Raw genomic sequence first — 24,140 nt, 5'->3', positions numbered from 1 at the left:
CGATGAAGGTGATGCGGTCTTCCAGGAATCGAGGCGCCTGTTCGCGAGCAAGCTTTGCTCCCACAGCCTCTCGCCACAATGTGCTCATTCGAAGGAGTTTTTCATGACTACCCAACACCCCGTTTTACGCTCCCAACGCTTGAACCAGATCACCCACGAGCCCCACAGCAGGCTCGATGCACTGGTCAAGGCCCACGCCCCGTTCGAAACCAAGGCCAACTTCGCCCGCTTCGTCGTGGCCCAGTACCTGTTCCAATCGGAACTGGTGGCGCTGTACAACGACGCCGAACTGTCCAGCCTGATCCCCGACCTGCCGGCCCGTTGCCGGGCAGAAGCGGCCAAGGCAGATCTTGCGGACCTGGACACCGACGTCCCCGCGCCAGTAGCCGGCGCGGTAAAAAATCCGACCCAGGCCGAGGCCCTGGGTTGGCTGTTTGTCTCCGAAGGCTCCAAGCTCGGTGCTGCATTTTTGATCAAGCGCGCCGTCGGCCTGGGCCTGAGCGAAACCTTCGGCGCTCGGCACCTGGCAGAACCTGCCGGCGGTCGTGCTGAAGGCTGGAAAACCTTCATCCGCACCCTCGACGGCCTGGCCTTCACTGAACAGCAGGAAGCCGAAGCGGACAAAGGCGCGCTGGATGCCTTCAATCGGTTTACGGTGTTGCTCGAGCACGCCTATGAAGCTGAACTGGCCTGAAATTCACCACCACTGCCTGTGGGAGCGAGCCTGCTCGCGATTGCGGTGTGTCAGCCTCCAATGATGGCGCCTGGCACACAGCTATCGCGAGCAGGCTCGCTCCCACAAGGAAATGCGTAGGCCTGAAAGAAGTTCATGAACTGTCCAGCCTCGAAAACCGCCCAACTACTCTTCGCCCTGCTCGCCTACACCAGCCTGGCCATCGGCCTGGTCGCCATCGTCGTGCCCGGCCTGCCGACCACCGAGTTCATCCTGTTGGCAGCCTGGGCCGCCACCCGCAGTTCACCGCGACTGAGCGCCTGGCTGGAAAGTCACCGGCTGTTCGGGCCGATGCTGCACAACTGGCGCAACGGCAAGGTCATCCCGCGCCGGACCAAGGTCGGTGCCACCGCCAGCATGCTGTTCTGCGCCGGGCTGATGCTGGTGATGCTCGACCACGGCTGGCCGGTGTATCTGGCCTTGGCCGGCATGGTCCTGGGTAACCTGTGGATCTGGTTCCGCCCGGAACAAGTGCGGGAGCTTGCTCCCGCTGGGCCGCAAAGCGGCCCCCAACGCGATTTTGAACTATGATCGCCCTCTCGTTCCGGAGGGCTTTCGATGTCAGATCTGCTCACGTCCATGCAAGCCGCGCTTGGTTTGCCCACGACCCCGATCCCCTTCACCGGCGTCGGTGCCCTGCCGTCGGCGTTCGCCGTCACGGAGCTGGCCTGCGCCAGTATTGCCGCAGCCGGCCAAGCCGCCGCCGAGCTCATCCACCAACAAACCGGCCGTCTGCCGGCCCTGGAGGTCGACCGACGGCTGGCGTCGTTCTGGTTCTCCACCTCCCTGCGCCCCATCGGCTGGAGCGTACCGCCGATGTGGGATCCGGTAGCCGGCGACTACCCAACCACCGACGGCTGGATTCGCCTGCACACCAATGCGCCGCATCATCGCCTTGCCGCGGAAAAAGTCCTCGGCACCTGCACCGACCGCGCCGACATGGCGGCCAGGGTGGCCCGCTGGAACAAGGCCGAGCTGGAGCAGGCGGTGGTCGAGGCGGGCGGTTGCGCCGCCGAGATGCGTTCATGGCAAGCGTGGCAAACCCACCCTCAAGGCCTGGCAGTCAATGCCGAGCCGCTGGTGCACCTGAGTGACACGACTGGAGAGCAGCGCAAGCCTTGGCTCGGCTCCGTGACCCAGCCACTGGCGGGCCTCAAGGTACTGGATCTGACCCGCGTCCTGGCAGGCCCTATCGCTAGCCGTTTCCTCGCAGGCCTGGGAGCCGACGTGCTGCGCATCGACCCACCGAGCTGGAACGAGCCCGGCGTGGTGCCGGAAGTCACCCTCGGCAAACGCTGCGCCCGCCTGGATTTGCACCGAGCTGAAGATCGCGTGGCTTTCGAGGCTCTGCTCAAGGACACCGACATCCTCCTGCATGGCTACCGCGCCGACGCCCTGGAACGTTTGGGCTACGGTGCCGAACAACGCCAGCGAATCGCCCCTGGTCTGATCGATGTCAGCCTCAACGCCTACGGCTGGAGCGGCCCCTGGCAGAACCGGCGCGGCTTCGACAGCCTGGTGCAAATGAGCAGCGGCATCGCCGAAGCCGGCATGGGCTGGAAACACACAGACAAGCCAACCCCGCTGCCGGTGCAGGCCCTGGACCACGGCACCGGATACCTGATGGCCGCCAGCGCGATTGTGTTGCTGTCCCGACGATTGATGAGCGGCCAGGGCGGCTCGGCACGCTTGTCACTGGCGCGCACGGCGAAGCTCTTGATCGAGCGTGGCGCGGGGGATCCGACCTCATTGCGGGCCGAGGCCGAGGATGATCAGGGACTGGTGGTCGAACAGACGCCGTGGGGACCGGCCCATCGCCTGCAGGTGCCCTTGAAAATCACCGGAACACCACTGCAATGGACCTTGCCGGCGGCGGAGTTGGGCGCGCATCGGGCCCGGTGGTGACGACCGTCCGTTGTGGCGAGGGGATTTATGTGGGAGCAAGACTTGCTCCCACATAAATCCCTCAACGCCCCCAAAAAGCTGACCTTCGCCTCAAAGCGCCAAAAACCCACTGTACAACCCATAAGCCGCCATGCCCGCCCCGGCCATCACACAGGCAAAGACCCCCTTCTCAACGTGAGTGAACAAGGGCTGCCCCTGCTCTCGCTTGGCCTGGGCGAACAGGATCACCCCGGGCGCATACAACAGCGCCGACAACAGCAGGTATTTCACGCCACCGGCATACAACAACCACACCGCGTAGCACAGGGCAACGCCACCGATGCACAGGTCTTTCATGCGCCGAGCCGAGGCCTGTTCATAGGTTTCCCCACGGGCGCACAGCAGCACCGCATAGGCCGCCGACCACAGATACGGCACCAGAATCATCGACGAGGCGAGATAGATCAGGCTGGTGTAGGTACCGGCGGAAAACAGGGTGATCAACAAAAACAGCTGGATCATGCCATTGGTCAGCCACAGCGCATTGACCGGCGCATGGTTGGCGTTTTCCCTGGTCAGGAATGCCGGCATGGTCTTGTCCCGGGCGGTGGCGTAAAGAATTTCCGCGCACAACAACGCCCAGGACAGCAGCGCGCCGAGCAGTGACACCGCCAGTCCCACACTGATCAGCAACGCGCCCCACGGCCCGACGATATGCTCCAGGACGCCGGCCAAGGATGGGTTCTGCAACTGCGCCAGTTCAGGCTGGCTCATGACCCCCAGGGACAGCACATTCACCAGCACCAGCAACGCCAACACCCCGAGGAATCCGATCACTGTCGCACGCCCTACGTCCGCGCGTTTTTCTGCCCGCGCCGAATACACACTGGCGCCTTCGATACCGATGAACACGAACACCGTGACCAGCATCATGTGCCGCACCTGGTCCATCACACTGCCCAGGTCCGGGCTCAGTGTGCCCCAGATATCGCGGGTGAAAATCTCGGCCTCGAAGGCCACCCCGGCCATTACAACGAACATCAACAGCGGCACGATCTTGGCCACGGTGGTCACCAGGTTGATGAACGCCGCTTCTCTGATGCCCCGCAGCACCAGGAAATGCACCGCCCACAGCAGCAACGATGCACAGCCGATGGCCACCGGCGTATTGCCTTGGCCGAACACCGGGAAGAAATAGCCCAAGGTACTGAACAGCAGCACGAAGTAACCGACGTTGCCCATCCAGGCGCTGATCCAGTACCCCCAGGCGGACGAAAAACCCATGTAGTCACCGAACCCGGCCTTGGCATAGGCATACACGCCCGAGTCCAGTTCCGGCTTGCGATTGGCCAGGGTCTGGAACACAAAGGCCAGGGTCAGCATGCCGACGGCGGTAATGGCCCAGCCAATGAGCACCGCTCCGACATCCGCCCGAGCCGCCATGTTTTGCGGCAGGGAAAAGATCCCTCCACCGATCATCGACCCCACCACCAATGCGATCAGGGCGCCGAGGGGTAACTTTTCGATGGGCTGCGGCATGTTCTCTCACTATTTAAATAAGTAAATAAAGCGACATAACGTTTTTGAATAACGCCATCCACGAAAATTCCAAATACTTATGGACCGACCATTGTCCAATGGCATCAATTAAAAAGTCCATGTGGCAAGATTATTTTTGTCATGTCAGCAGCCTACAAAATAGTTGCGACTCATTGAAAATCAACTAGCGTGAATAATCCCGAGGGAAGGAAACTTTATATTCCCCTGCCGAACGCCCCATAGAGTGGGCCTTTCGCACAACTACAGACGCCTACGGACGCCGTTAACGCCTTCATTAACAATGGAATGTTGTCATGCACTGATCCAGATCAGCTATTCAACTTTCAAATCGACTTAGTCTGTTGATTCTCTTCTCCTGCGCTGGAGTCTCGCAAATGTCTGATACCCCCGCAAAACTTCGATTGGGTGCACTGGTCGCCCTGGTCGTCGGTTCGATGATCGGCGGCGGAATCTTTTCCTTGCCGCAAAATATGGCGGCCAGTGCCGATGTCGGCGCCGTGCTCATCGGCTGGGCCATTACCGCCGTCGGCATGCTGACCCTGGCTTTCGTATTCCAGACCCTGGCCAACCGTAAACCCGATCTGGACGGGGGTGTATATGCCTATGCCAAGGCCGGGTTCGGTGACTACATGGGCTTCTCGTCGGCCTGGGGTTACTGGATCAGCGCCTGGCTGGGCAACGTCGGTTACTTCGTGCTGTTGTTCAGCACCCTGGGCTACTTCTTCCCGGTGTTTGGCGAGGGTAATACCGTCGCGGCGGTGATCGGTGCATCAGTGCTGCTCTGGGCGGTGCATTGGCTGGTCCTGCGGGGCATCAGAGAAGCGGCGTTCATCAACTTGGTGACCACCATCGCCAAGGTGGTGCCGCTGTTGCTGTTCGTGCTGATCGCGGTGTTCGCCTTCAGGCTCGATATCTTCACCGCCGATATCTGGGGCTTGAAGAACCCGGACCTGGGCAGCGTGATGAATCAGGTGCGCAACATGATGCTGGTCACCGTGTGGGTGTTCATCGGCATTGAAGGGGCAAGCATATTTTCCGCCCGTGCCGAGAAACGCACAGACGTAGGCAAGGCGACCGTGATCGGTTTCATCACCGTGCTGCTGTTCCTGGTACTGGTGAACGTGCTGTCCCTGGGCATCATGACCCAGCCTGAACTTGCAAAGTTGCAGAACCCGTCCATGGCCGCCGTGCTGGAGCACGTCGTCGGCCATTGGGGCGCGGTACTGATCAGCGTCGGCCTGATCATCTCGCTGCTCGGTGCCCTGCTGTCCTGGGTGCTGCTGTGCGCCGAGATCATGTTCGCCGCGGCCAAGGACCACACCATGCCCGAGTTCCTGCGCCGGGAGAACGCCAACCACGTACCGGCCAACGCCCTGTGGCTGACCAATGCGATGGTCCAGCTGTTCCTGATCATCACTTTGTTCTCGGCCAGCACTTACCTGTCACTGATCTACCTCGCCACCTCGATGATCCTGGTGCCCTACCTGTGGTCGGCGGCTTACGCCGTGCTGTTGGCGGTACGCGGCGAGACCTACGAAAACGCCCTGGCCGACCGCCGCAAGGATCTGACCGTGGCGGCTATCGCCCTGATCTACGCGGTGTGGCTGCTGTATGCCGGCGGGATCAAATACCTGCTGCTCTCCGCCCTGCTCTACGCCCCCGGCGCGATCCTGTTCGCCAAGGCCAAGCGCGAGCTGGGCAAACCGATTTTCACCTCTGTCGAGAAGCTGATTTTCGCCGCAGTGATCGCAGGCGCCCTGGTGGCCGCCTATGGGCTCTACGACGGCTTCCTGACCTTGTAGCTGGCTGATTGTCTTAACTGGAGGATTTGTAATGACCACGGAAAAAGTGAAATACGGCGTTCATTCCGAAGCCGGTAAATTACGTAAAGTCATGGTGTGTTCCCCAGGCCTGGCCCATCAGCGGCTGACCCCGAACAACTGCGACGAGCTGCTTTTCGACGACGTGATCTGGGTCAACCAGGCCAAGCGCGATCATTTCGATTTCGTCACCAAGATGCGCGAGCGTGACATCGACGTGCTGGAAATGCACAACCTGCTGACCGACATCGTCGCCATCCCCGAAGCCCTGGACTGGATCCTGCAGCGCAAGATCACCGCCAACTCGGTGGGCCTGGGCCTGGTGAATGAAGTCGGTTCCTGGCTGCGCAGCCTGGAGCCACGCCATATCGCCGAATTCCTGATCGGCGGCGTCTCGGCCGATGACCTGCCGGACAGCTTCGGCGGCAAAACCATCCAGATGTTCCGCGACTTTCTCGGGCACTCAAGTTTCATCCTGCCGCCGCTGCCCAACACCCAGTTCACCCGCGACACCACTTGCTGGATCTACGGCGGCGTGACCCTGAACCCGATGTACTGGCCGGCACGCCGCCAGGAAACCCTGCTGGCGAGCGCCATCTACAAGTTCCACCCGGAGTTCACCCAGGCTGACTTCCAGATCTGGTACGGCGACCCGGACCAGGATCACGGCAACGCGACCCTCGAAGGCGGCGACGTGATGCCCATTGGCAACGGCGTCGTGCTGATTGGCATGGGCGAACGCTCGTCGCGCCAGGCCATCGGTCAACTGGCGCTGAACCTGTTCAAGCACAAGGCCGTGGAACGGGTGATCGTCGCCGGCTTGCCGAAATCCCGCGCCGCCATGCACCTGGACACCGTGTTCAGCTTCTGCGATCGCGACCTGGTGACGGTTTTCCCGGAAGTGGTGAGCCAGATCGTCGCCTTCTCCCTGCGCCCAGACGAGAGCAAGCCCGGCGGCATCGATATACGTCGCGAAGAAGGCAGCTTCCTCGACACCGTCGCCACGGCCCTCAAGCTGCCGGCGCTGCGGGTGGTGGAAACCGGCGGCAACAGCTTTGCCGCCGAACGCGAACAATGGGACGACGGCAATAACGTGGTGGCCCTGGAACCGGGCGTGGTGATCGGCTACGACCGCAACACCTACACCAACACCCTGCTGCGCAAGGCCGGGGTGGAAGTCATTACCATCAGCGCCAGCGAACTGGGCCGCGGCCGGGGCGGTGGTCACTGCATGACCTGCCCGATCATTCGCGACCCGATCGACTACTGACCTTTGAGCCTGGGCCGGTATTTACCCAATACCGGCCCAGGGGATAACCGAAACCCAAGGAGATCCAAATCATGGCTTTCAACATGCGCAACCGCAGCCTGCTGAGCTTGATGCACCACACCAACCGCGAACTGCACTATCTGCTGGACCTGTCCCGCGACCTCAAGCGTGCCAAGTACACCGGCACCGAACAACCGCACCTCAAGGGCAAGAACATCGCGCTGATCTTCGAGAAAACCTCGACCCGCACCCGCTGCGCCTTCGAAGTCGCGGCCCATGACCAGGGTGCCCACGTCACCTACATCGACCCGGTGTCGTCGCAGATCGGCCACAAGGAAAGCATGAAAGACACCGCCCGGGTGCTGGGACGGATGTTCGACGCCATCGAGTATCGCGGCTTCGAGCAGGAGATTGTCGAGGAGCTGGCCAAGTTCGCTGGCGTGCCGGTGTTCAACGGCCTGACCGCTGAATTCCACCCCACTCAAATGATCGCCGACACCCTGACCATGCGCGAGCACAGCGACAAGCCGCTGCACGACATCAGCTACGCCTACTTGGGCGATGCCCGCTATAACATGGGCAATTCGCTGCTGATGATCGGCGCCAAACTGGGCATGGACGTACGCATCGGTGCGCCGAAGGCCCTGTGGCCGCACCAGGATTTCATCGACCAGTGCCAGGCCTTCGCCGCCGAAAGCGGCGCACGCATCACCATCACCGAGGACCCGAAGGATGCCGTCAAGGGTGTGGACTTCATCCACACTGACATCTGGGTCTCCATGGGCGAGCCGGTGGAAGCCTGGGACGAGCGCATCGAGCAACTGCTGCCCTACCAGGTCAACGCGCAAATGATGAAGGCCTCGGGCAACCCGCGGGTGAAATTCATGCACTGCCTGCCGGCGTTCCATAACAGCGAAACCAAGGTCGGCAAGGACATCGCCGCGCGCTATCCGAACCTGGCCAACGGCGTGGAAGTGACCGAGGAGGTGTTCGAATCCCCGGCCAACATCGCCTTCGAGCAAGCGGAAAACCGCATGCATACCATCAAGGCGATCCTGGTGTCGGCGCTGGCGGATATCTAGAACCTCAGGCAACTCGCGCGTTCTGGAGCAGAACTGTGGGAGCAAGGCTTGCCCGCGATGCAGACACCTGGGTGTAGCTGATGGACCAGGCGATGCCATCGCGGGCAAGCCATGCTCCCACAGGCCAGCTCCCACAAGGGGGCCGAGTCGTCCATTATTTTCTCTGTCAGAGGACAGCATTATGCGCATCGTCGTAGCCCTGGGCGGCAACGCCCTTCTGCGTCGGGGTGAACCCATGACCGCCGACAACCAACGCAGCAACATCCGCACGGCGACCGAACAGATCGCCAAAATCCACCCCGGCAACGAGCTGGTCATCGCCCACGGCAATGGCCCCCAGGTCGGCCTGTTGTCGCTGCAGGCCGCGGCCTACACCTCGGTCTCGCCGTATCCGCTGGACGTGCTCGGCGCCGAGACCGAGGGCATGATCGGTTACATCATCGAACAGGAACTGGGCAACCTGCTGGACTTCGAAGTGCCGTTCGCCACGTTGTTGACCCAGGTCGAAGTGGACGCCAACGACCCAGGCTTCCAGAACCCCACCAAGCCCATTGGCCCGGTCTACACAAAGGCTGAGGCGGAAAAACTCGCGGCTGAAAAAGGCTGGTCCATCGCCCCGGATGGTGACAAGTTCCGCCGCGTGGTCGCCAGCCCTCGCCCCAAGCGCATCTTCGAAATCCGCCCGATCAAGTGGCTGCTGGAAAAAGGCAGCATCGTGATCTGCGCTGGCGGGGGTGGTATCCCGACGATGTACGACGCCGACGGCAAGCTACGGGGCGTGGAAGCGGTGATCGACAAAGACTTGTGCTCGGCGCTGCTGGCTGAACAACTGGAAAGCGATCTGTTGGTGATTGCCACCGATGTCAACGCCGCGTTCGTCGATTTCGGCAAGCCGACCCAGAAAGCCATTGCCCAGGCCCACCCCGATGAAATGGACAAGCTGGGGTTCGCCGCCGGTTCCATGGGGCCGAAAGTCCAGGCCGCCTGCGAATTTGCCCGCAACACTGGCAAGGTCGCGGTGATCGGCTCACTCTCGGACATCGAAGCGATCGTCCAAGGCACCGCCGGCACCCGCATCAGCACGGCCCAACTTGGCATCGCTTATCGATAACAGGAAACTTGCGGGGCAGATTCACGGTCTGCCCTACACCCACGCCTTCGAAGGAGAGTCGTTTATGGCCATGTTCGAACCCGGTCACCTGCACATGGAACGCCATGCACTGAACAAGGATGATTTCAGCTATAACCTGTGCATCGACTATAAGGTCGACCAGAACAAAAAAGAGGGCACGGGCATGTCGTTCCGGGTGCATGGCACCGTTGAAGACAAGCCTGTGGACGAAGAATTTTTCCTGGCCAAGGACCAAGCCTTCGACTTCGCCCGCCATGCCACGCGCATCGCCCAGAAATACGGCCTGCCCAAGACCGCCAGCATCGGCTCGATGCACAAGTACTACGACGAGATGTTCGAAGACGTACGCAAGCAACTGGACGTCAAGCCGGGCGACCCGATGAAGCCTGAACACCTGGAGTAACCTGGTTCAAAGCCCCCCAATTCCCGGTGGGAGCGAGCCTGCTCGCGATAGCGGTGCAACAGTCAACATCAATGGGGGCTGACCCACCGCATTCGCGAGCAAGCCCGCTCCCACAAAGGGTTATCAGCGTCCTGAATATCGGTTACATCAAACCACTGACTGGCTGGCAACCCGCTACGGCTGACCTATGCTGAAAGTAGTACCCACGGGTATTCGTTCAGAGGTCATCGCCATGAACATTAAAACAAGAAGACGCCTCGCCATTTTTATCACCTGCACCGCCACGCTTGCGCTGTATGGCACGGCAGCCTATCGGGTCGAACAGACTAGGCAGTTGCCGCGTGAATACGCCAGTTGCAACTTCGAACGCTGCATTCCTCACACCGCGACCCTGAACGCCTTGCGCTGAGGCGTGTTCAGTCGTCCGGTTGATCGGTCTTGAGCCGGTCCCGGAATGCCTTGGGAGAGATGCCAACCCGCCGGCGAAACAACCGGGTGAAATTGGTCGGGTCGGAAAAGCCGAGCATTTCAGAGATCTCGTAGATGGTCATGCCGGTGTAGGTCAGCAGCCGTTTGGCCTCCAGCAGTTGGCGCTCATGCATGATCTGCAGGGCCGGCTGCCCCGCCAGTTCCCGACAGGTGCCGTTGAGGTGCGACACGGAGATGCCCAGACGATGGGCCAGGTCTTCGACCTTGACATGCTGGCGATAGGTTTCTTCCACCAACTGAATGAACCCGTTGAGGTACTCCCGCGCGCGTTGTGGGCGCTGGGCCTGCGTACGCCGCTGCATCACCTGACGACTGACCCAGACCATGATCACGCTGACCAAGGCATGCATCAGCATTTCCCGGGCCGGCTGATGCCCACCGTATTCAGCCTGCAGGGCGCTGAACAGGCTATTGAGGTACTCGGCATCTTCCAGGGCCGGGTAACTTTCGGCCTGGGCCAGCACGTTGACCGAATGACCCAGCTGCGATTGCAGGTGCGTCACCAGCGGTGCGGCCAGGGTCACCACGTAACCCTGCACATCCTCGGAAAAACGGAAGCCATGCACCGACAACGGCGGCAGGATCTGCACCGCCGGCTCGTCGAGCTGTGTGCGCTGGCCTTCGATTTCCAGCTCCGCCTGGCCCTTGAAGACAAACAACAACTGACAGAGATCGGCGTGCCGATGGGGTTTGATCTCCCATTGGTGCTCTCGGCTGCGCTTGGAAATGGTTTCACAGTGCAGCAGGTCCGGGGTCGGCCAATCCTGGCTCTCGCCGTAGAGCTTGAATACCGGGATTGAAGGCAGGTCTGTTTTTTTCATCACGAGGATCGGCCTGGGTTGCGGGCGATAATCGCACCGATTGGTAGAAAGTACAGGTATCGGCTCAGTTTTCCCCTTCAATTGACAGGTCCGCAAGCGAAAAATGCAAGCACCCCAATCAACACCGACCCTGGTCAGGTGCTTCGTGCGAGTCATAACAACAATGAAAACCCTCAAGACCCAAGTTGCCATTATCGGTGCCGGCCCTTCTGGGCTGCTGCTCGGCCAGTTGTTGCACAACGCTGGAATTGACACGGTGATCCTCGAACGCCAGACCCCGGACTATGTGCTGAGCCGCATCCGCGCCGGTGTGCTGGAGCAAGGCATGGCCCAACTGCTGCGCCAGGCCGGCGTCGGCCAGCGCATGGACGCCGAGGGACTGCCCCATGACGGCTTTGAGCTGGCGCTCAACGGCCGTCGGGTGCACATCGACCTGAAGGGGCTGACTGGCGGTAAAAACGTCATGATCTACGGCCAGACTGAAGTCACCCGCGACCTGATGGCCGCCCGAGAAGCCGCCGGCGCCCGCACGCTTTATCAGGTCGGCAATGCCCAGCCCCACGACATGCAAACCGAGAGCCCCTTCGTGATCTTCGAGCACCAAGGGCAAACCTGGCGCCTGGACTGCGATTACATTGCCGGTTGTGACGGTTTCCATGGTGTGGCGCGCCAGTCGATCCCCGCGGAAAAACTCAAGGTCTTCGAGCGGGTCTACCCGTTTGGCTGGCTCGGCATCCTGGCCGACACCCCACCGGTTCACGAGGAGTTGGTCTACGCCCGTCACGAACGTGGTTTTGCCCTGTGCAGCATGCGTTCCAAGACTCGCACCCGTTATTACCTGCAAGTGCCCGCCGAGGAGCAAGTGGCCGATTGGCCGGACGAGCGCTTCTGGTCTGAACTGAAAAACCGCCTGCCAGCCGACCTGGCCCAAGCACTGGTGACAGGTCCCTCCATCGAGAAAAGCATCGCGCCGCTGCGCAGCTTCGTGGTCGAGCCAATGCAGTATGGACGGATGTTCCTGGTGGGGGACGCGGCCCACATCGTTCCGCCCACCGGCGCCAAGGGGCTGAACCTGGCGGCCAGCGACGTCAGCACGCTGTTCAACATTCTGCTCAAGGTCTATCGCGACGGCCGTACGGACTTGCTGGAAAAATATTCCGCCATTTGCCTGCGGCGGGTGTGGAAAGCCGAGCGTTTCTCCTGGTGGATGACGTCCATGCTGCACCGCTTCGACGACGACGCCTTCAACCAGCGCATCAGCGAAGCGGAGCTGGAATATTTCGTCGACTCCGAGGCGGGTCGAAAAACCATCGCGGAAAACTACGTCGGACTTCCTTACGAGGCTATCGAATAGCCGGCTATCGACTTAAACTGCGGGCTCAGTCCTATTCGCCCCCCCCAGGCGTGATGCCCGCAGGTTCTGCCTTGACTCAACTCCATACCTCCCAAGCCCCACAGCCTGCCATCCGTAGTGTGCTGGTGGCCCTGATGCTGGCGATTTTTCTCGGCGCACTGGATCAAACCATCGTCGCCGTCTCGATGCCGGCCATCTCCGCCCAATTGGGTGATGTCGGCCTGCTGGCCTGGGTGATTTCCGGCTACATGGTCGCCATGACCGTGGCGGTGCCGATCTACGGCAAGCTCGGTGACCTCTACGGGCGGCGGCCGTTGATGCTGTTCGGCATGGGGCTGTTCACCCTGGCCTCACTGTTCTGTGGGCTGGCGCAAAACATGGAGCAACTGGTGCTGGCGCGCATTTTCCAGGGCATCGGCGCCGGCGGGATGATCTCGGTGAGCCAGGCGATCATCGGCGACATCGTGCCGCCCCGCGAACGTGGCCGTTATCAGGGCTATTTCAGCAGCATGTATGCGCTGGCCAGTGTGGCGGGGCCGGTATTGGGCGGCTACATGACCGAGTACCTGTCGTGGCGCTGGGTGTTCCTGATCAACCTGCCCTTGGGCCTGGGGGCCTGGCTGATTGCCCGGCGCACCCTCGTCGGGTTGCCGGTGCCGCACCGTAAGCCGATCATCGATTACCTGGGCACCGTATTGTTGATCATCGGCCTGACCGCGCTGCTGCTGGGCATCACCGAGGTTGGCCAGGGCCACGCCTGGCACAGCAGAGAGGTACTGGGGCTGCTGGGTTGCGCCGTGGTGGCATTGTCAGTGTTCATCTGGCAGGAGCGCCGGGCCCGGGAACCGTTGTTACCGATGCACCTGTTCGTCAACCGCAACGCCGTGTTGTGCTGGTGCACGGTGTTTTTCACCAGTTTCCAGGCGATTTCCCTGACCGTGCTGGTGCCGTTGCGCTATCAGAGCGTGACCGGGGGCTGGCGCCGACAGCGCAGCGTTGCACTTATTGCCGCTGGCGATGGGGTTGCCCATGGGGGCGTATTTCGCCGGACGCCGTACCTCGATCACTGGCCACTACCAACCGATGATCCTCAGCGGCGCCCTGCTCTTCCCGTTTGCCATCCTCGGCATGGCCTTCACCCCGCCCGACGCGTTCTGGCTCAGCAGCCTGTTCATGCTGCTCAGCGGCATCGCCTCCGGCATGCAGTTCCCGACTTCGCTGGTGGGGTCGCAAAACTCGGTGCAACAGCAGGACATCGGGGTCGCCACCAGCACCACCAATCTGTTCCGCTCCCTCGGCGGCGCCGTGGGCGTGGCGCTGATGTCGGCGTTGCTGCTGGCTTTGCTGCAGGACTCAAGCGTTGCCCAACTCGCCGGTTCGTCGCGGTTGGGTGAAGGGCATTCCGGCAATGTTTTGCTGGATGGCTTGAACGCTGCCCCCGGCGAAGCACAACACGCCTTGCGTCAGCAATTGCAGACGACGTTCCGGCATTTGTTGCTGATCAGCGCCGCGGTGTCGTTGTTGGGGCTGGCGGCGGCAGTGGCGATGCCCAATCGCGTCCTTCATCCGCTTGGCATCGCGCACGAAACAGCGCGACGCCAGGAACAGGAACACCATGGTCAGGAACAGCGCCACCGGAATCAGGAACATCGCGTCATGCAAGCCAATGGCCTTGAACGCCTCGGTCATCTGCGAGGCGCCGGTCGCGGCCATGGCCGCATGGGCAAAGTAGTCAGACAAGCCACCCACCACCACCGGCCCCATGCCTCCGCCCAACAGATACAACCCGGCAAAGAACAACGCCATCGCCGTGGCCCGCAGACGCGGTTCGACTACGTCCTGGATCGCCGTGTATACGCACGTATAAAAGGTATAGGCAAACAGCCAGCCGACACTGAACACCGCAACGAACACACCAATTTCAATCCGCCCGGCATACAACGCCCAAGCGGTGGTGGCCGTGGAGATCACCAGGCTGAACGCGGCGAACAGCAGGCGTCCGTTGGGCACCCGTTGATGAATCTTGTCGGCAATCCAGCCGCCCAGGGTCAACCCGAACAGCCCGGTCACGCCCACCATGATCCCGGTGGCAACCGCCGCGTCGTGCAGCGGCATCAGGAAATAGCGCTGTAACATGGGTACCAGGAACGAGTTGCAGGCATAGGTGGCGAAGTTGAAACACAGCCCCGCCAACACCAGCCACAGAAAAGTAGGAATTGCCAGCACTCGACGGATCGGCTTGTCGATTTTTTCCTGGGAGATCTGCACCGCTTCCGCCGCGCCGCGCTTGGGCTCCTTGATGAAAAACATAAACACCGCCAGCACCAGCCCCGGCACCGCCGCGATAAAGAACGGCGCGCGCCAGCTGTCGAAGGCCTTGACCATCGCCCCGATGGTGAAGAACGCCAGCAGCAAACCGATAGGCAGGCCGAGCATGAAGATGCCCATGGCCCGCGCCCGACGGTGGGCCGGAAACAGGTCGCCGATCAGCGAGTTGGCCGCTGGCGCGTAACTGGCTTCACCGATTCCCACGCCCATGCGTACCACCAGAAACGCCCAGAAACTGCCCACCAAGCCATTGACCGCCGTCAGCCCGCTCCAGGTCGCCAGGCCCCAGCCCATCAACTTGCTGCGCGAACCGGTATCGGCCATGCGCCCCAGCGGCAGCCCGGCGATGGCGTAAACGATGGTGAAGGCGGTGCCGATGATGCCGATCTGGAAGTCGCTGAGGCTCCACTCCATACGGATCGGCTCGATGATGATCGCCGGGATGGTGCGGTCAAAGAAGTTGAACAGGTTGGCCAGGAACAGCAGGAACAGAATGCGCCAGGCATTCGCCGCTTGGGTCGAGTTCTGCATGGGTCCGTCTCTTTATTGTTATGGGGCACGGCGAGGCATCCGAACCCGGAGTCTGCAATCTAGACAGCGGCGCGCAGGCTGTCTCCAATCATTCGCATGACTGATACCCGGCCATGGCGGGCGGCGTGTTTAGTGACTATGGTCAATTCCCTGAAGCAATTGACATCATTTTGCCTTATTTCGACTAAAGATCGCCTTCTGATGGCCGATTCAACCTATCAGGAAAGATTTTCCCGAGCGCTGCTCAGGCTGCCCCCCCTGAACGCTTGGGCCGACCTTCGCGCCGTCAAGGACGCGAGCTCCCATCCGCGATGGTTTGATGACAGTGGTCATCGAACCGACCAGTTCAGGCATATGGCGCACAATGACCTCTAAAAAAACAGCCACTGCAGTATCCGATCTTACGTTGAGCCCGGCCGCTAACGGTCCTGAAACCCCGAAGCCGCCGAGGCGCTCACGTTCCCTGTCGACTCAGCAGTATCTGTATTTCACTGAAACCAACACCGACCGCATCCTCGACAACCTCGACGGCCTGCGTGACAGCGTGTTCCCGCGCCCGCCGCACCTGGTGGACGACGAAAGCGAACGCGATCAGCAGGAGTTCCCGTCCGTATGCCTGATCGGCCTGGGTCGCTGTGGCTCCAACATCGCCCTGGACGTAGCCGAGCTGGTGTACAACGCCCGCAAGTTCTACCTCAACGAGTTCAATGCCGAAGACAAGGGCTACAGCGACAAGGGTTACAGCCCGGCGCAGTGGATCCGCAACAATTTGCGCCTGGGCACCAGCAAGGTGAGCAAGCCGGTGTTTTTGGTCGAGCCGTTGGTGATGCTCGGCGACCTGGACAAGGACATCGCCGGACGCATCCGTTTTTCGCGCAAAGGCGAAAAAAGCGGCTTTTTGCGCGACTACAGCAAAATGAAAATCATGGACCTGTCGGAAGTCCATGCCGGCGGCGCCGGTAACGCGCCGATCCTGGGCCAGTACCTGGCCAAGATCATCCTGAACAAGGACACCCAGCGTTTCTCCAGCCCCGACTGGAAAATGATCCACTCGTACCTGATCGACAGCTGCGGCATCAAGGCCAACCAGTCGCGCCTGTACTTCTCGATCTTCAGTGCCGGTGGCGGTACCGGTTCGGGCATGGCCTCGGAGTTCGGCCTGGCTCAGCAGTACTCGTACATGAACAAGACGTTCGACACCAAGCCGATGGACGAACACGACAGCAAGAGCGGTCATTCCTTCGTCTTCGAGCCGATCTTCACCAGCGGCATTTGCGTACTGCCGAATATTTCCGATCACCGCAGCGAAATGTCCGAGGCGCTGCACATCAACGCCGGACGTCTGCTGTGCAAGTACCTGTCGGAAGAATGGGATTTCTCGTACAACTTCGCCAACGAAGACAGCAGCGAAGCCAGCGTGATGGGCCGCATCCGCCCCTGGAACGCGATGATGCTGATCTCCAACGACATCATGCGCTACGCCGAAGAGAGCGATGACGGCAACATCCAGAACATCGATGTCAATGCCATGGAGAAGCACGCCAACCAGTACATCTCCCAGCAGATCTTCAACATCCTGACCGCCCAGGCGGTGACCACCGACTACGACCAGAACTACTTCCGTCGTGCCGGCATCGACATTGGCGAAACCATTCGCCTGGACGCCAACGACCTGTTCATGAGCCTGGCCGGCCCGGTGGCGATTGCCTACGCCGAGTCCGTCGTTCCGGAAACCCCAGCGCCCAGCGGCGACAAGTTCAAGGTGTTCGAGAAGGAGCCGCCGCGCCTGAACATCGACGACCTGTTCTTCCGCTCCATCGACCTGCCGCACTTCAACAAAGTCACCCAGGCCATCGAAGGCATCAGCCTGTTGCCGATCGAATCCAAGCGCTACCGCGCCTCGCTGGAGCAGTACAAGAATTCCGGCTACGACGCCGCGGCCCTGCATGACCTGCACTTCTTCAAGAACTGCTCGTCGGTGGTGTCGATCGTCTCGTTGCCCAAGGACTACAAGCTGTCCTACATGGACCTGAACCGGCTCAAGACCCACCTCAACAGCCTGTTCCCCAACACCACCCTCAAGCGTTACGCGCTGGTGATCGGTGCCTCGGCCAACCTGTCGCTGACCACCCTGATCGCCAAGAGCCCCTGCCTGTCGGATGACTTCCTGACCCTGATCGTGGCGTTCATCAAGCGCTGTTTTGCCCGCACCCCGTATCGCTTCGATGACACCCTGGACAACTCGATCCTGGACTTCATCATCAACGAAGACTTCGACGAAGAGCGCATCGACGATCTGCTCAACGAGTTCGAAAATCCGGCGAAGATCCTCGACACCAACTGGTACGCGATCAAGCCGATGTACGAGAAGAAATACCGCGAGCTGATCAGCGACAAAGACAAGTTTGTCTCGATCAACGACATCCGCCTGTCCCGCGACTGCGTGAAAAAGGCGATCAAGTATTTGCGTGAGATCTACCGTCACCGCATCGGCAAGACCAAGGTTATTTCCCTGAATAACCATACGGGCAAGACTTATTGAGGCAGGCGCAGGACCGCGTCGCGCCAATCGCGAGCAGGCTCGCTCCCACATTAATCGCGTTCTTTCTGAGAACCGCGGCTCACTGTGGGAGCGAGCCTGCTCGCGATTGGCGGCCTTGACCAAAACACAAAATCAACATTCAGAAACAATTAAGCAGCCCAACGGCTGCCCAATAAACTGTTCCCGTTACGTATACGTCACCCTCCGCTGTGGCGTTTCACCACGGCAGGATGCCATCACGCTACTCACCTACACACTTTTACTCCGCAGAAAATACGAACCAACTTGGTGCAGGCATCAAACCGATGCCCTTTCCTGGACCATAATCCACGGTGAAACCACCACCGCCCATAGCTGCGGATCGCGTTCGAAAAAGTCCAGCGCCCGCGTTTCAGACAGCTTGGCCAACTGGTCGGCAGCCAGCCAGGCGGCGACTTTGGTACCTTCGTCCTGGGCAACGGCCTCGGCCGCGGCGATCAGATCCAGGGCCGGGTCGACCCACAATAGGGCACCCTTGGCAAAGAACGGCTCCAGCTCCTTCCAGGTGATGGATGCGGTTTCACCAAGCAGTTTGGCATAGAGGGTGCTAGGTTCTTGATTCATGGGAGCTGTCCGGAAAAGAAATCGGCGCGAATGATAACGTCGGTGGTCTGGCAGAAAAACCCGGTAGCAATTGGAGTACCGATTGGAAAGCGCAGGAAAGCCAGGGATTGCCGATTTGTCCGGACGAACCCCGCCGCCATTCTGTCTTTTTCTTTCAATTAAGCGACACCCTCAGGTTTTGCCCCCAAGCGCCAGCTTCCCTTGCCAACAATCGGCGCTCTACACTGTACCGGTACAGTTGCCGGGGGCATTTTCCGCGAGGATATCCAAGATATCTGACCCGGTTCTGCTGCTTCGGCGCCAGGACTATAAAAACTACAACAGCATGAGTGGAGCACTATGACTAAGGCTACTAAGCAGATTTCCAAACTGTTTGCCGCTATGGTTCTGGCCGGGGTTGCCAGCCATTCGTTCGCCGCCGACACCATCAAGATCGGCATCGCCGGCCCAAAGACCGGCCCCGTAGCCCAGTACGGCGACATGCAATTCAGTGGCTCCAAAATGGCCATCGAGCAGATCAACGCCAAGGGCGGCGTCAACGGCAAGCAACTGGTTGCCGTTGAATACGATGACGCCTGTGATCCAAAACAAGCGGTCGCGGTGGCGAACAAAGTCGTCAACGACGGCGTCAAGTTCGTGGTCGGCCACCTGTGCTCCAGCTCCACCCAACCGGCTTCGGACATCTATGAAGACGAAGGCGTGATCATGATCACGCCAGCCGCCACCAGCCCGGACATCACCGCTCGCGGCTACAAGATGATCTTCCGCACCATCGGCCTGGACAGCGCCCAGGGCCCTGCCGCGGGCAACTACATTGCCGACCACGTCAAGCCGAAAGTCGTTGCCGTCCTGCACGACAAGCAGCAATACGGCGAAGGTATCGCCAGTGCCGTGAAAACGACCCTTGAGAAGAAAGGCGTGAAAGTCGCCGTGTTCGAAGGCGTGAACGCCGGCGACAAAGACTTCTCCTCGATGATCGCCAAGCTCAAGCAAGCCAACGTCGACTTCGTCTACTACGGCGGCTACCACCCGGAGCTGGGCCTGATCCTGCGTCAATCCCAGGAAAAAGGCCTGAACGCCAAGTTCATGGGTCCGGAAGGCGTGGGTAACGACTCGATCTCGCAGATCGCCAAGGAAGCTTCCGAAGGTTTGCTGGTGACCCTGCCGAAATCCTTCGACCAGGATCCGGCCAACATCGCCCTGGCTGACGCGTTCAAAGCCAAGAAGGAAGACCCGAGCGGTCCGTTCGTGTTCCCGTCCTACTCGGCCGTTCAAGTGATTGCCCAGGCCATCACCGAAACCAAGAGCGAAGACCCGGAAAAAGTGGCTGAAGCCATCCACGCCGGTACTTTCAAGACTCCGACCGGTGACCTGAGCTTCGACGACAAGGGCGACCTGAAGGACTTCAAGTTTGTGGTTTACCAGTGGCATTTCGGCAAACCTAAAACCGAAGCTTCGCCTCAGTAAGGCCTGGCCTGACTGACTGCCAATAAAGCCCACGGCGTGCCGTGGGCTTTGTTTTAAATGTATTGGGCCGCGCTGGCGTGATCCGCCAGTCTCCCCACCTGAAAATCTCAAAACCGTCATCAGCGGTTCGCTGGCAAACCTCGTGCTCGAAGTGGATGCAGATCCACGGGGCCGGGCGGGAAAATGACTCCACCAGTGAAATGCGTATCAGGTTTTTAGGAGCGCTGTAATGCCTGACATCTATCACTTCTTCCAACAGCTGGTTAACGGCCTGACCGTTGGCAGCACGTATGCCCTGATCGCCATCGGCTATACGATGGTTTACGGCATCATTGGAATGATCAACTTCGCCCACGGCGAGGTGTACATGATCGGCTCCTACGTGGCGTTCATCGCCATCGCCGGGCTGGCCATGATGGGACTCGACAGTGTCCCGCTGTTAATGACCGCGGCGTTCATCGCGAGCATCGTGGTGACCAGTTCCTATGGCTACAGCATCGAACGGATCGCCTACCGCCCCTTGCGCGGCAGCAACCGTCTGATCCCGCTGATTTCGGCCATCGGCATGTCGATCTTCCTGCAGAACACCGTTCTGCTGTCGCAAGACTCCAAGGACAAATCCATTCCCAACCTGATTCCGGGTAACTTTACCTTCGGGCCAGGGGGGGCACAGGAAGTGCTGATTTCCTACATGCAAATCGTGGTGTTCGTGGTGACCCTGGTCGCCATGCTCGGCCTGACGCTGTTCATCTCCCGTTCCCGCCTGGGCCGCGCCTGCCGTGCCTGCGCCGAGGACATCAAGATGGCCAACCTGCTGGGCATCAACACCAACAACATCATTGCCCTGACCTTCGTCATCGGCGCGGCCCTGGCGGCCATCGCCGCCGTGCTGTTGAGCATGCAATACGGTGTGATCAACCCCAACGCCGGTTTCCTCGTGGGCCTGAAGGCCTTCACCGCCGCGGTACTGGGCGGCATCGGCAGCATCCCCGGAGCCATGCTCGGCGGGCTGGTGCTGGGCGTGGCGGAAGCCTTTGGTGCCGACATCTTCGGCGATCAATACAAGGACGTCGTGGCGTTCGGCTTGTTGGTTCTGGTGCTGCTGTTCCGGCCGACCGGCATCCTGGGCCGTCCGGAGGTTGAGAAGGTATGACTAAACATCTTAAATCGGCGCTCTTCAGCGCGCTGTTGGTCTGGGCGGTCGCGTACCCGGTACTCGGCCTGAAACTGACCATCGTGGGCATCGATCTTGAAGTGCACGGCACCAGCCCCGCCATCCTGGCGACCATCGCCGCGTGTTCGGTGCTGATGTTCCTGCGGGTGCTGTTCAGCACGCAGATCAGCGCCGCCTGGAAGGCCTCGCCCGGCCTGCCGATAGTCCCGGCCAAGGCCAGCAACTTCCTGACCCTGCCGACTACCCAGCGCTGGATCATCCTGGCCCTGATCGTCATCGCGTTGGTCTGGCCGTTTTTCGGCTCTCGCGGTGCGGTGGACATCGCCACCCTGATCCTGATCTACGTGATGCTGGGCCTGGGCCTGAACATCGTGGTAGGGCTGGCCGGTCTGCTGGACCTGGGTTACGTCGGCTTCTATGCCGTCGGCGCCTACAGCTACGCGCTGCTGTCCCACTACTTCGGCTTGAGCTTCTGGATCTGCCTGCCAATTGCCGGGATGATGGCCGCCACCTTCGGTTTCCTGCTGGGTTTCCCGGTGCTGCGCTTGCGCGGTGACTACCTGGCAATCGTGACCCTGGGTTTCGGCGAGATCATCCGTCTGTTCCTGCGCAACCTGACCGACATCACCGGCGGCCCGAACGGCATCAGCAACATCGAGAAGCCGACGTTCTTCGGCCTGACCTTCGAACGCAAAGCCGCCGAAGGTCTGCAGACCTTCCACGAGTACTTCGGACTGCCCTACAACTCGATCAACAAGGTGATTTTCCTCTACCTGGTTGCGCTGCTGCTGGCCCTGGCTGCGCTGTTCGTCATCAACCGCCTGCTGCGCATGCCTATCGGCCGTGCGTGGGAAGCGCTGCGTGAAGACGAGATCGCCTGCCGTGCCCTGGGTCTGAACCCGACCGTGATCAAGCTTTCGGCTTTCACCCTCGGTGCCGCCTTCGCCGGTTTCGCCGGTAGCTTCTTTGCTGCCCGTCAGGGCCTGGTGACGCCGGAATCCTTCACCTTCATCGAGTCGGCGATCATCCTCGCCATCGTGGTGCTGGGTGGGATGGGCTCGCAGCTGGGTGTGATCCTGGCGGCAATCGTGATGATCCTGTTGCCTGAAATGATGCGTGAATTCAGCGAATACCGCATGTTGATGTTCGGCGCCTTGATGGTGCTGATGATGATCTGGCGTCCTCAAGGTCTGCTGCCTATGCAACGCCCGCACATGGAGCTGCGCAAATGAGCCGCGAGATCCTGAAAGTCGAAAACTTGAGCATGCGCTTCGGCGGCTTGCTGGCGGTCAATGGCGTGGCCCTGACCGTGAAAGAGAAACAGGTCGTTGCATTGATCGGGCCGAACGGCGCGGGCAAGACCACCGTGTTCAACTGCCTGACCGGCTTCTATCAGCCTACCGACGGCACCATCCTGCTGGACGGCGAGCCGATCCAGGGCCTGCCTGGTCACCACATCGCCCGCAAGGGTGTGGTGCGCACCTTCCAGAACGTGCGGCTGTTCAAGGACATGACGGCGGTCGAGAACCTGTTGATCGCCCAGCATCGTCACCTGAACACCAACTTCTTTGCCGGTCTGTTCAAGACCCCGGCGTTTCGCAAGAGCGAACGCGAGGCCATGGAGTTCGCCGAGTACTGGCTGGAGAAGGTCAATCTCAAGGAGTTCGCCAACCGTACCGCCGGCACCCTGGCCTACGGCCAGCAACGGCGCCTGGAAATCGCCCGCTGCATGATGACCCGCCCGCGGATCCTCATGCTCGACGAACCGGCCGCCGGCCTGAACCCGAAGGAAACCGAAGACCTCAAAGCGCTGATCGGCGTGCTGCGCGAGGAGCACGATGTCACCGTGTTGCTGATCGAGCACGACATGAAGCTGGTCATGAGCATTTCCGACCATATCGTCGTGATCAACCAGGGCACGCCGCTGGCCGACGGTTCGCCGGAACAGATCCGCGACAATCCTGAAGTGATCAAAGCCTACCTGGGGGAAGCGTAAATGCTGCAGTTCGAAAACGTTTCCACCTTCTATGGCAAGATCCAGGCCCTGCACAGCGTCAACGTCGAAGTCCGCCAGGGCGAAATCGTGACGCTGATCGGTGCCAACGGTGCCGGCAAATCCACCCTGCTGATGACGCTCTGCGGTTCGCCCCAGGCCCACAGTGGCAGCATCCGCTACATGGGTGAGGAGCTGGTGGGCCAGGACTCTTCGCAGATCATGCGCAAGAGCATCGCCGTGGTGCCGGAAGGCCGTCGGGTATTTGCCCGACTGACCGTGGAAGAAAACCTCGCCATGGGCGGTTTTTTCACCGAAAAGGGTGATTTTCAGGAGCAGATGGACAAGGTGCTGCACCTTTTCCCCCGCCTGAAAGAACGCTTTAGCCAGCGCGGCGGCACCATGTCCGGCGGCGAACAGCAAATGCTCGCCATCGGCCGTGCGCTGATGAGCAAGCCCAAGTTGTTGCTGCTCGACGAACCGTCCCTGGGCCTGGCGCCGATCATCATCCAGCAGATCTTCGACATCATCGAACAACTGCGCAAGGATGGCGTGACGGTATTCCTGGTGGAGCAGAACGCCAACCAGGCGCTGAAAATCGCTGACCGGGCGTACGTGCTGGAGAACGGCCGCGTGGTGATGCAAGGCACGGGTGAGGCGCTGTTGACCGACCCGAAAGTACGCGAGGCGTATCTGGGCGGTTGAGTCTGTTGCTGCATGAGAAAACGGCCTTCGGGCCGTTTTTTTTTTGCCCAGTTCTCAAGTGAATGCTGTTGTGGCGAGGGGATTTATCCCCGCTGGGCTGCGAAGCAGCCCCTAAGGCAGGCAACTCAATCTTCCTGACTCACTGTGGAGCTGGTTTTAGGACTGCTTCGCAGCCCAACGGGGCGGTGCGACGTTTCGCTAAATCCCCTCGCAACAATGGATTTCGAAACAAACAAAAAAAATCGAGAA

Annotated in this window: 19 protein-coding genes and 2 pseudogenes; 17 read left to right on the top strand and 4 right to left on the bottom strand. The window is 60.5% G+C overall.

What is annotated here, in order from left to right:
- Positions 1-103: 103 nt before the first annotated feature.
- From PSH91_RS06320 to PSH91_RS06310, 3 genes are all read left to right on the top strand, one after another.
- Positions 104-694: a biliverdin-producing heme oxygenase gene (locus PSH91_RS06320; RefSeq protein ID WP_139050982.1), complete on the top strand. Its 591-nt coding sequence runs from the start codon at positions 104-106 to the stop codon at positions 692-694.
- 135 nt (positions 695-829) lie between these two features.
- Entirely contained in the window at positions 830-1,264 is a 435-nt protein-coding gene (locus PSH91_RS06315; RefSeq protein WP_047228373.1) for a YbaN family protein, read from the top strand.
- 27 nt (positions 1,265-1,291) lie between these two features.
- A complete protein-coding gene (locus tag PSH91_RS06310; RefSeq protein WP_305467620.1) occupies positions 1,292-2,638 on the top strand; it encodes a CoA transferase in 1,347 nt (448 codons plus the stop codon).
- Between the two features lie 90 nt (positions 2,639-2,728).
- Here the strand turns inward: PSH91_RS06310 and arcD (PSH91_RS06305) are convergent, their stop codons facing one another.
- The gene (arcD, locus tag PSH91_RS06305; protein WP_047228375.1) at positions 2,729-4,156 is read right to left on the bottom strand and encodes an arginine-ornithine antiporter; all 1,428 of its coding nucleotides are present in this window, start codon (positions 4,154-4,156) and stop codon (positions 2,729-2,731) included.
- 395 nt (positions 4,157-4,551) lie between these two features.
- On the opposite strand from arcD (PSH91_RS06305), the gene arcD (PSH91_RS06300) reads away from it, so the two are divergent.
- The 6 genes from arcD (PSH91_RS06300) (at position 4,552) to PSH91_RS06275 (ending at position 10,293) form a co-directional block, all read left to right on the top strand.
- Positions 4,552-5,979, top strand: coding sequence for an arginine-ornithine antiporter (gene arcD / locus PSH91_RS06300; protein ID WP_047228376.1), 1,428 nt, complete (start codon positions 4,552-4,554; stop codon positions 5,977-5,979).
- A gap of 31 nt (positions 5,980-6,010) precedes the next feature.
- Positions 6,011-7,267, top strand: a complete 1,257-nt coding sequence (arcA, locus tag PSH91_RS06295) for an arginine deiminase (protein WP_107321619.1) — start codon at positions 6,011-6,013, stop codon at positions 7,265-7,267.
- 71 nt (positions 7,268-7,338) lie between these two features.
- A complete protein-coding gene (locus PSH91_RS06290; protein ID WP_281459483.1) occupies positions 7,339-8,349 on the top strand; it encodes an ornithine carbamoyltransferase in 1,011 nt (336 codons plus the stop codon).
- 181 nt (positions 8,350-8,530) lie between these two features.
- Positions 8,531-9,460, top strand: a complete 930-nt coding sequence (gene arcC / locus PSH91_RS06285; RefSeq protein ID WP_047228379.1) for a carbamate kinase — start codon at positions 8,531-8,533, stop codon at positions 9,458-9,460.
- A 64-nt stretch (positions 9,461-9,524) separates the two neighbouring features.
- Positions 9,525-9,884: a DUF5064 family protein gene (locus PSH91_RS06280; protein ID WP_047228380.1), complete on the top strand. Its 360-nt coding sequence runs from the start codon at positions 9,525-9,527 to the stop codon at positions 9,882-9,884.
- 232 nt (positions 9,885-10,116) lie between these two features.
- On the top strand, positions 10,117-10,293 hold the full coding sequence (locus tag PSH91_RS06275; RefSeq protein ID WP_172833804.1) for a hypothetical protein: 177 nt from the start codon (positions 10,117-10,119) through the stop codon (positions 10,291-10,293).
- Positions 10,294-10,300: 7 nt separating this feature from the next.
- On the opposite strand, the gene PSH91_RS06270 is transcribed toward PSH91_RS06275, so the two are convergent.
- Positions 10,301-11,194, bottom strand: a complete 894-nt coding sequence (locus PSH91_RS06270) for a helix-turn-helix domain-containing protein (protein WP_076386064.1) — start codon at positions 11,192-11,194, stop codon at positions 10,301-10,303.
- Between the two features lie 163 nt (positions 11,195-11,357).
- Between PSH91_RS06270 and pobA the strand changes: the two genes are divergently transcribed.
- Both pobA and PSH91_RS06260 read left to right on the top strand, forming a co-directional pair.
- A complete protein-coding gene (gene pobA, locus PSH91_RS06265; RefSeq protein ID WP_305467618.1) occupies positions 11,358-12,548 on the top strand; it encodes a 4-hydroxybenzoate 3-monooxygenase in 1,191 nt (396 codons plus the stop codon).
- A 53-nt stretch (positions 12,549-12,601) separates the two neighbouring features.
- Positions 12,602-14,111, top strand: a pseudogene (locus PSH91_RS06260) (MDR family MFS transporter); the annotation flags it as partial.
- Here the strand turns inward: PSH91_RS06260 and PSH91_RS06255 are convergent.
- Positions 14,100-15,407, bottom strand: a pseudogene (locus tag PSH91_RS06255) (spinster family MFS transporter); the annotation flags it as partial. The pseudogenes PSH91_RS06260 and PSH91_RS06255 sit on opposite strands and share 12 nt — an antisense overlap.
- 364 nt (positions 15,408-15,771) lie before the next feature.
- Here PSH91_RS06255 and PSH91_RS06250 point away from each other — a divergent pair.
- The gene (locus PSH91_RS06250) at positions 15,772-17,949 is read left to right on the top strand and encodes a hypothetical protein (protein WP_047228435.1); all 2,178 of its coding nucleotides are present in this window, start codon (positions 15,772-15,774) and stop codon (positions 17,947-17,949) included.
- 297 nt (positions 17,950-18,246) lie between these two features.
- On the opposite strand, the gene PSH91_RS06245 is transcribed toward PSH91_RS06250, so the two are convergent.
- Entirely contained in the window at positions 18,247-18,552 is a 306-nt protein-coding gene (locus PSH91_RS06245) for a DUF2288 domain-containing protein (RefSeq protein WP_047228384.1), read from the bottom strand.
- 339 nt (positions 18,553-18,891) lie between these two features.
- On the opposite strand from PSH91_RS06245, the gene PSH91_RS06240 reads away from it, so the two are divergent.
- The 5 genes from PSH91_RS06240 (at position 18,892) to PSH91_RS06220 (ending at position 23,891) form a co-directional block, all read left to right on the top strand.
- Positions 18,892-20,019, top strand: a complete 1,128-nt coding sequence (locus tag PSH91_RS06240; RefSeq protein WP_047228385.1) for a branched-chain amino acid ABC transporter substrate-binding protein — start codon at positions 18,892-18,894, stop codon at positions 20,017-20,019.
- Positions 20,020-20,248: 229 nt separating this feature from the next.
- Entirely contained in the window at positions 20,249-21,172 is a 924-nt protein-coding gene (livH, locus tag PSH91_RS06235) for a high-affinity branched-chain amino acid ABC transporter permease LivH (RefSeq protein WP_047228386.1), read from the top strand.
- Entirely contained in the window at positions 21,169-22,425 is a 1,257-nt protein-coding gene (locus PSH91_RS06230; RefSeq protein WP_047228387.1) for a high-affinity branched-chain amino acid ABC transporter permease LivM, read from the top strand. The genes livH and PSH91_RS06230 overlap by 4 nt, the downstream gene beginning before the upstream one ends.
- Positions 22,422-23,189 (top strand): high-affinity branched-chain amino acid ABC transporter ATP-binding protein LivG, encoded by a 768-nt coding sequence (gene livG / locus PSH91_RS06225; protein ID WP_305467616.1) that lies wholly within the window; start codon positions 22,422-22,424, stop codon positions 23,187-23,189. The genes PSH91_RS06230 and livG overlap by 4 nt, the downstream gene beginning before the upstream one ends.
- A complete protein-coding gene (locus PSH91_RS06220; protein ID WP_047228389.1) occupies positions 23,190-23,891 on the top strand; it encodes an ABC transporter ATP-binding protein in 702 nt (233 codons plus the stop codon).
- Positions 23,892-24,140: the final 249 nt, after the last annotated feature.

It is taken from the genome of Pseudomonas sp. FP1154 (assembly GCF_030687245.1).
GTDB classification, from domain to species: Bacteria; Pseudomonadota; Gammaproteobacteria; order Pseudomonadales; family Pseudomonadaceae; genus Aquipseudomonas; species Aquipseudomonas rhizophila.
The sequence above is the reverse complement of the archived record's forward strand: the minus strand, read 5'-3'. Positions and strand labels throughout refer to the sequence as shown.

Coding starts and splice junctions, on each gene's coding strand:
- PSH91_RS06320 (WP_139050982.1), top strand. CDS start 104: ATGACTACCCAACACCCCGTTTTACGCTCCCAACGCTTGAACCAGATC.
- PSH91_RS06315 (WP_047228373.1), top strand. CDS start 830: ATGAACTGTCCAGCCTCGAAAACCGCCCAACTACTCTTCGCCCTGCTC.
- PSH91_RS06310 (WP_305467620.1), top strand. CDS start 1,292: ATGTCAGATCTGCTCACGTCCATGCAAGCCGCGCTTGGTTTGCCCACG.
- arcD (WP_047228375.1), bottom strand. CDS start 4,156: ATGCCGCAGCCCATCGAAAAGTTACCCCTCGGCGCCCTGATCGCATTG.
- arcD (WP_047228376.1), top strand. CDS start 4,552: ATGTCTGATACCCCCGCAAAACTTCGATTGGGTGCACTGGTCGCCCTG.
- arcA (WP_107321619.1), top strand. CDS start 6,011: ATGACCACGGAAAAAGTGAAATACGGCGTTCATTCCGAAGCCGGTAAA.
- PSH91_RS06290 (WP_281459483.1), top strand. CDS start 7,339: ATGGCTTTCAACATGCGCAACCGCAGCCTGCTGAGCTTGATGCACCAC.
- arcC (WP_047228379.1), top strand. CDS start 8,531: ATGCGCATCGTCGTAGCCCTGGGCGGCAACGCCCTTCTGCGTCGGGGT.
- PSH91_RS06280 (WP_047228380.1), top strand. CDS start 9,525: ATGGCCATGTTCGAACCCGGTCACCTGCACATGGAACGCCATGCACTG.
- PSH91_RS06275 (WP_172833804.1), top strand. CDS start 10,117: ATGAACATTAAAACAAGAAGACGCCTCGCCATTTTTATCACCTGCACC.
- PSH91_RS06270 (WP_076386064.1), bottom strand. CDS start 11,194: ATGAAAAAAACAGACCTGCCTTCAATCCCGGTATTCAAGCTCTACGGC.
- pobA (WP_305467618.1), top strand. CDS start 11,358: ATGAAAACCCTCAAGACCCAAGTTGCCATTATCGGTGCCGGCCCTTCT.
- PSH91_RS06250 (WP_047228435.1), top strand. CDS start 15,772: ATGACCTCTAAAAAAACAGCCACTGCAGTATCCGATCTTACGTTGAGC.
- PSH91_RS06245 (WP_047228384.1), bottom strand. CDS start 18,552: ATGAATCAAGAACCTAGCACCCTCTATGCCAAACTGCTTGGTGAAACC.
- PSH91_RS06240 (WP_047228385.1), top strand. CDS start 18,892: ATGACTAAGGCTACTAAGCAGATTTCCAAACTGTTTGCCGCTATGGTT.
- livH (WP_047228386.1), top strand. CDS start 20,249: ATGCCTGACATCTATCACTTCTTCCAACAGCTGGTTAACGGCCTGACC.
- PSH91_RS06230 (WP_047228387.1), top strand. CDS start 21,169: ATGACTAAACATCTTAAATCGGCGCTCTTCAGCGCGCTGTTGGTCTGG.
- livG (WP_305467616.1), top strand. CDS start 22,422: ATGAGCCGCGAGATCCTGAAAGTCGAAAACTTGAGCATGCGCTTCGGC.
- PSH91_RS06220 (WP_047228389.1), top strand. CDS start 23,190: ATGCTGCAGTTCGAAAACGTTTCCACCTTCTATGGCAAGATCCAGGCC.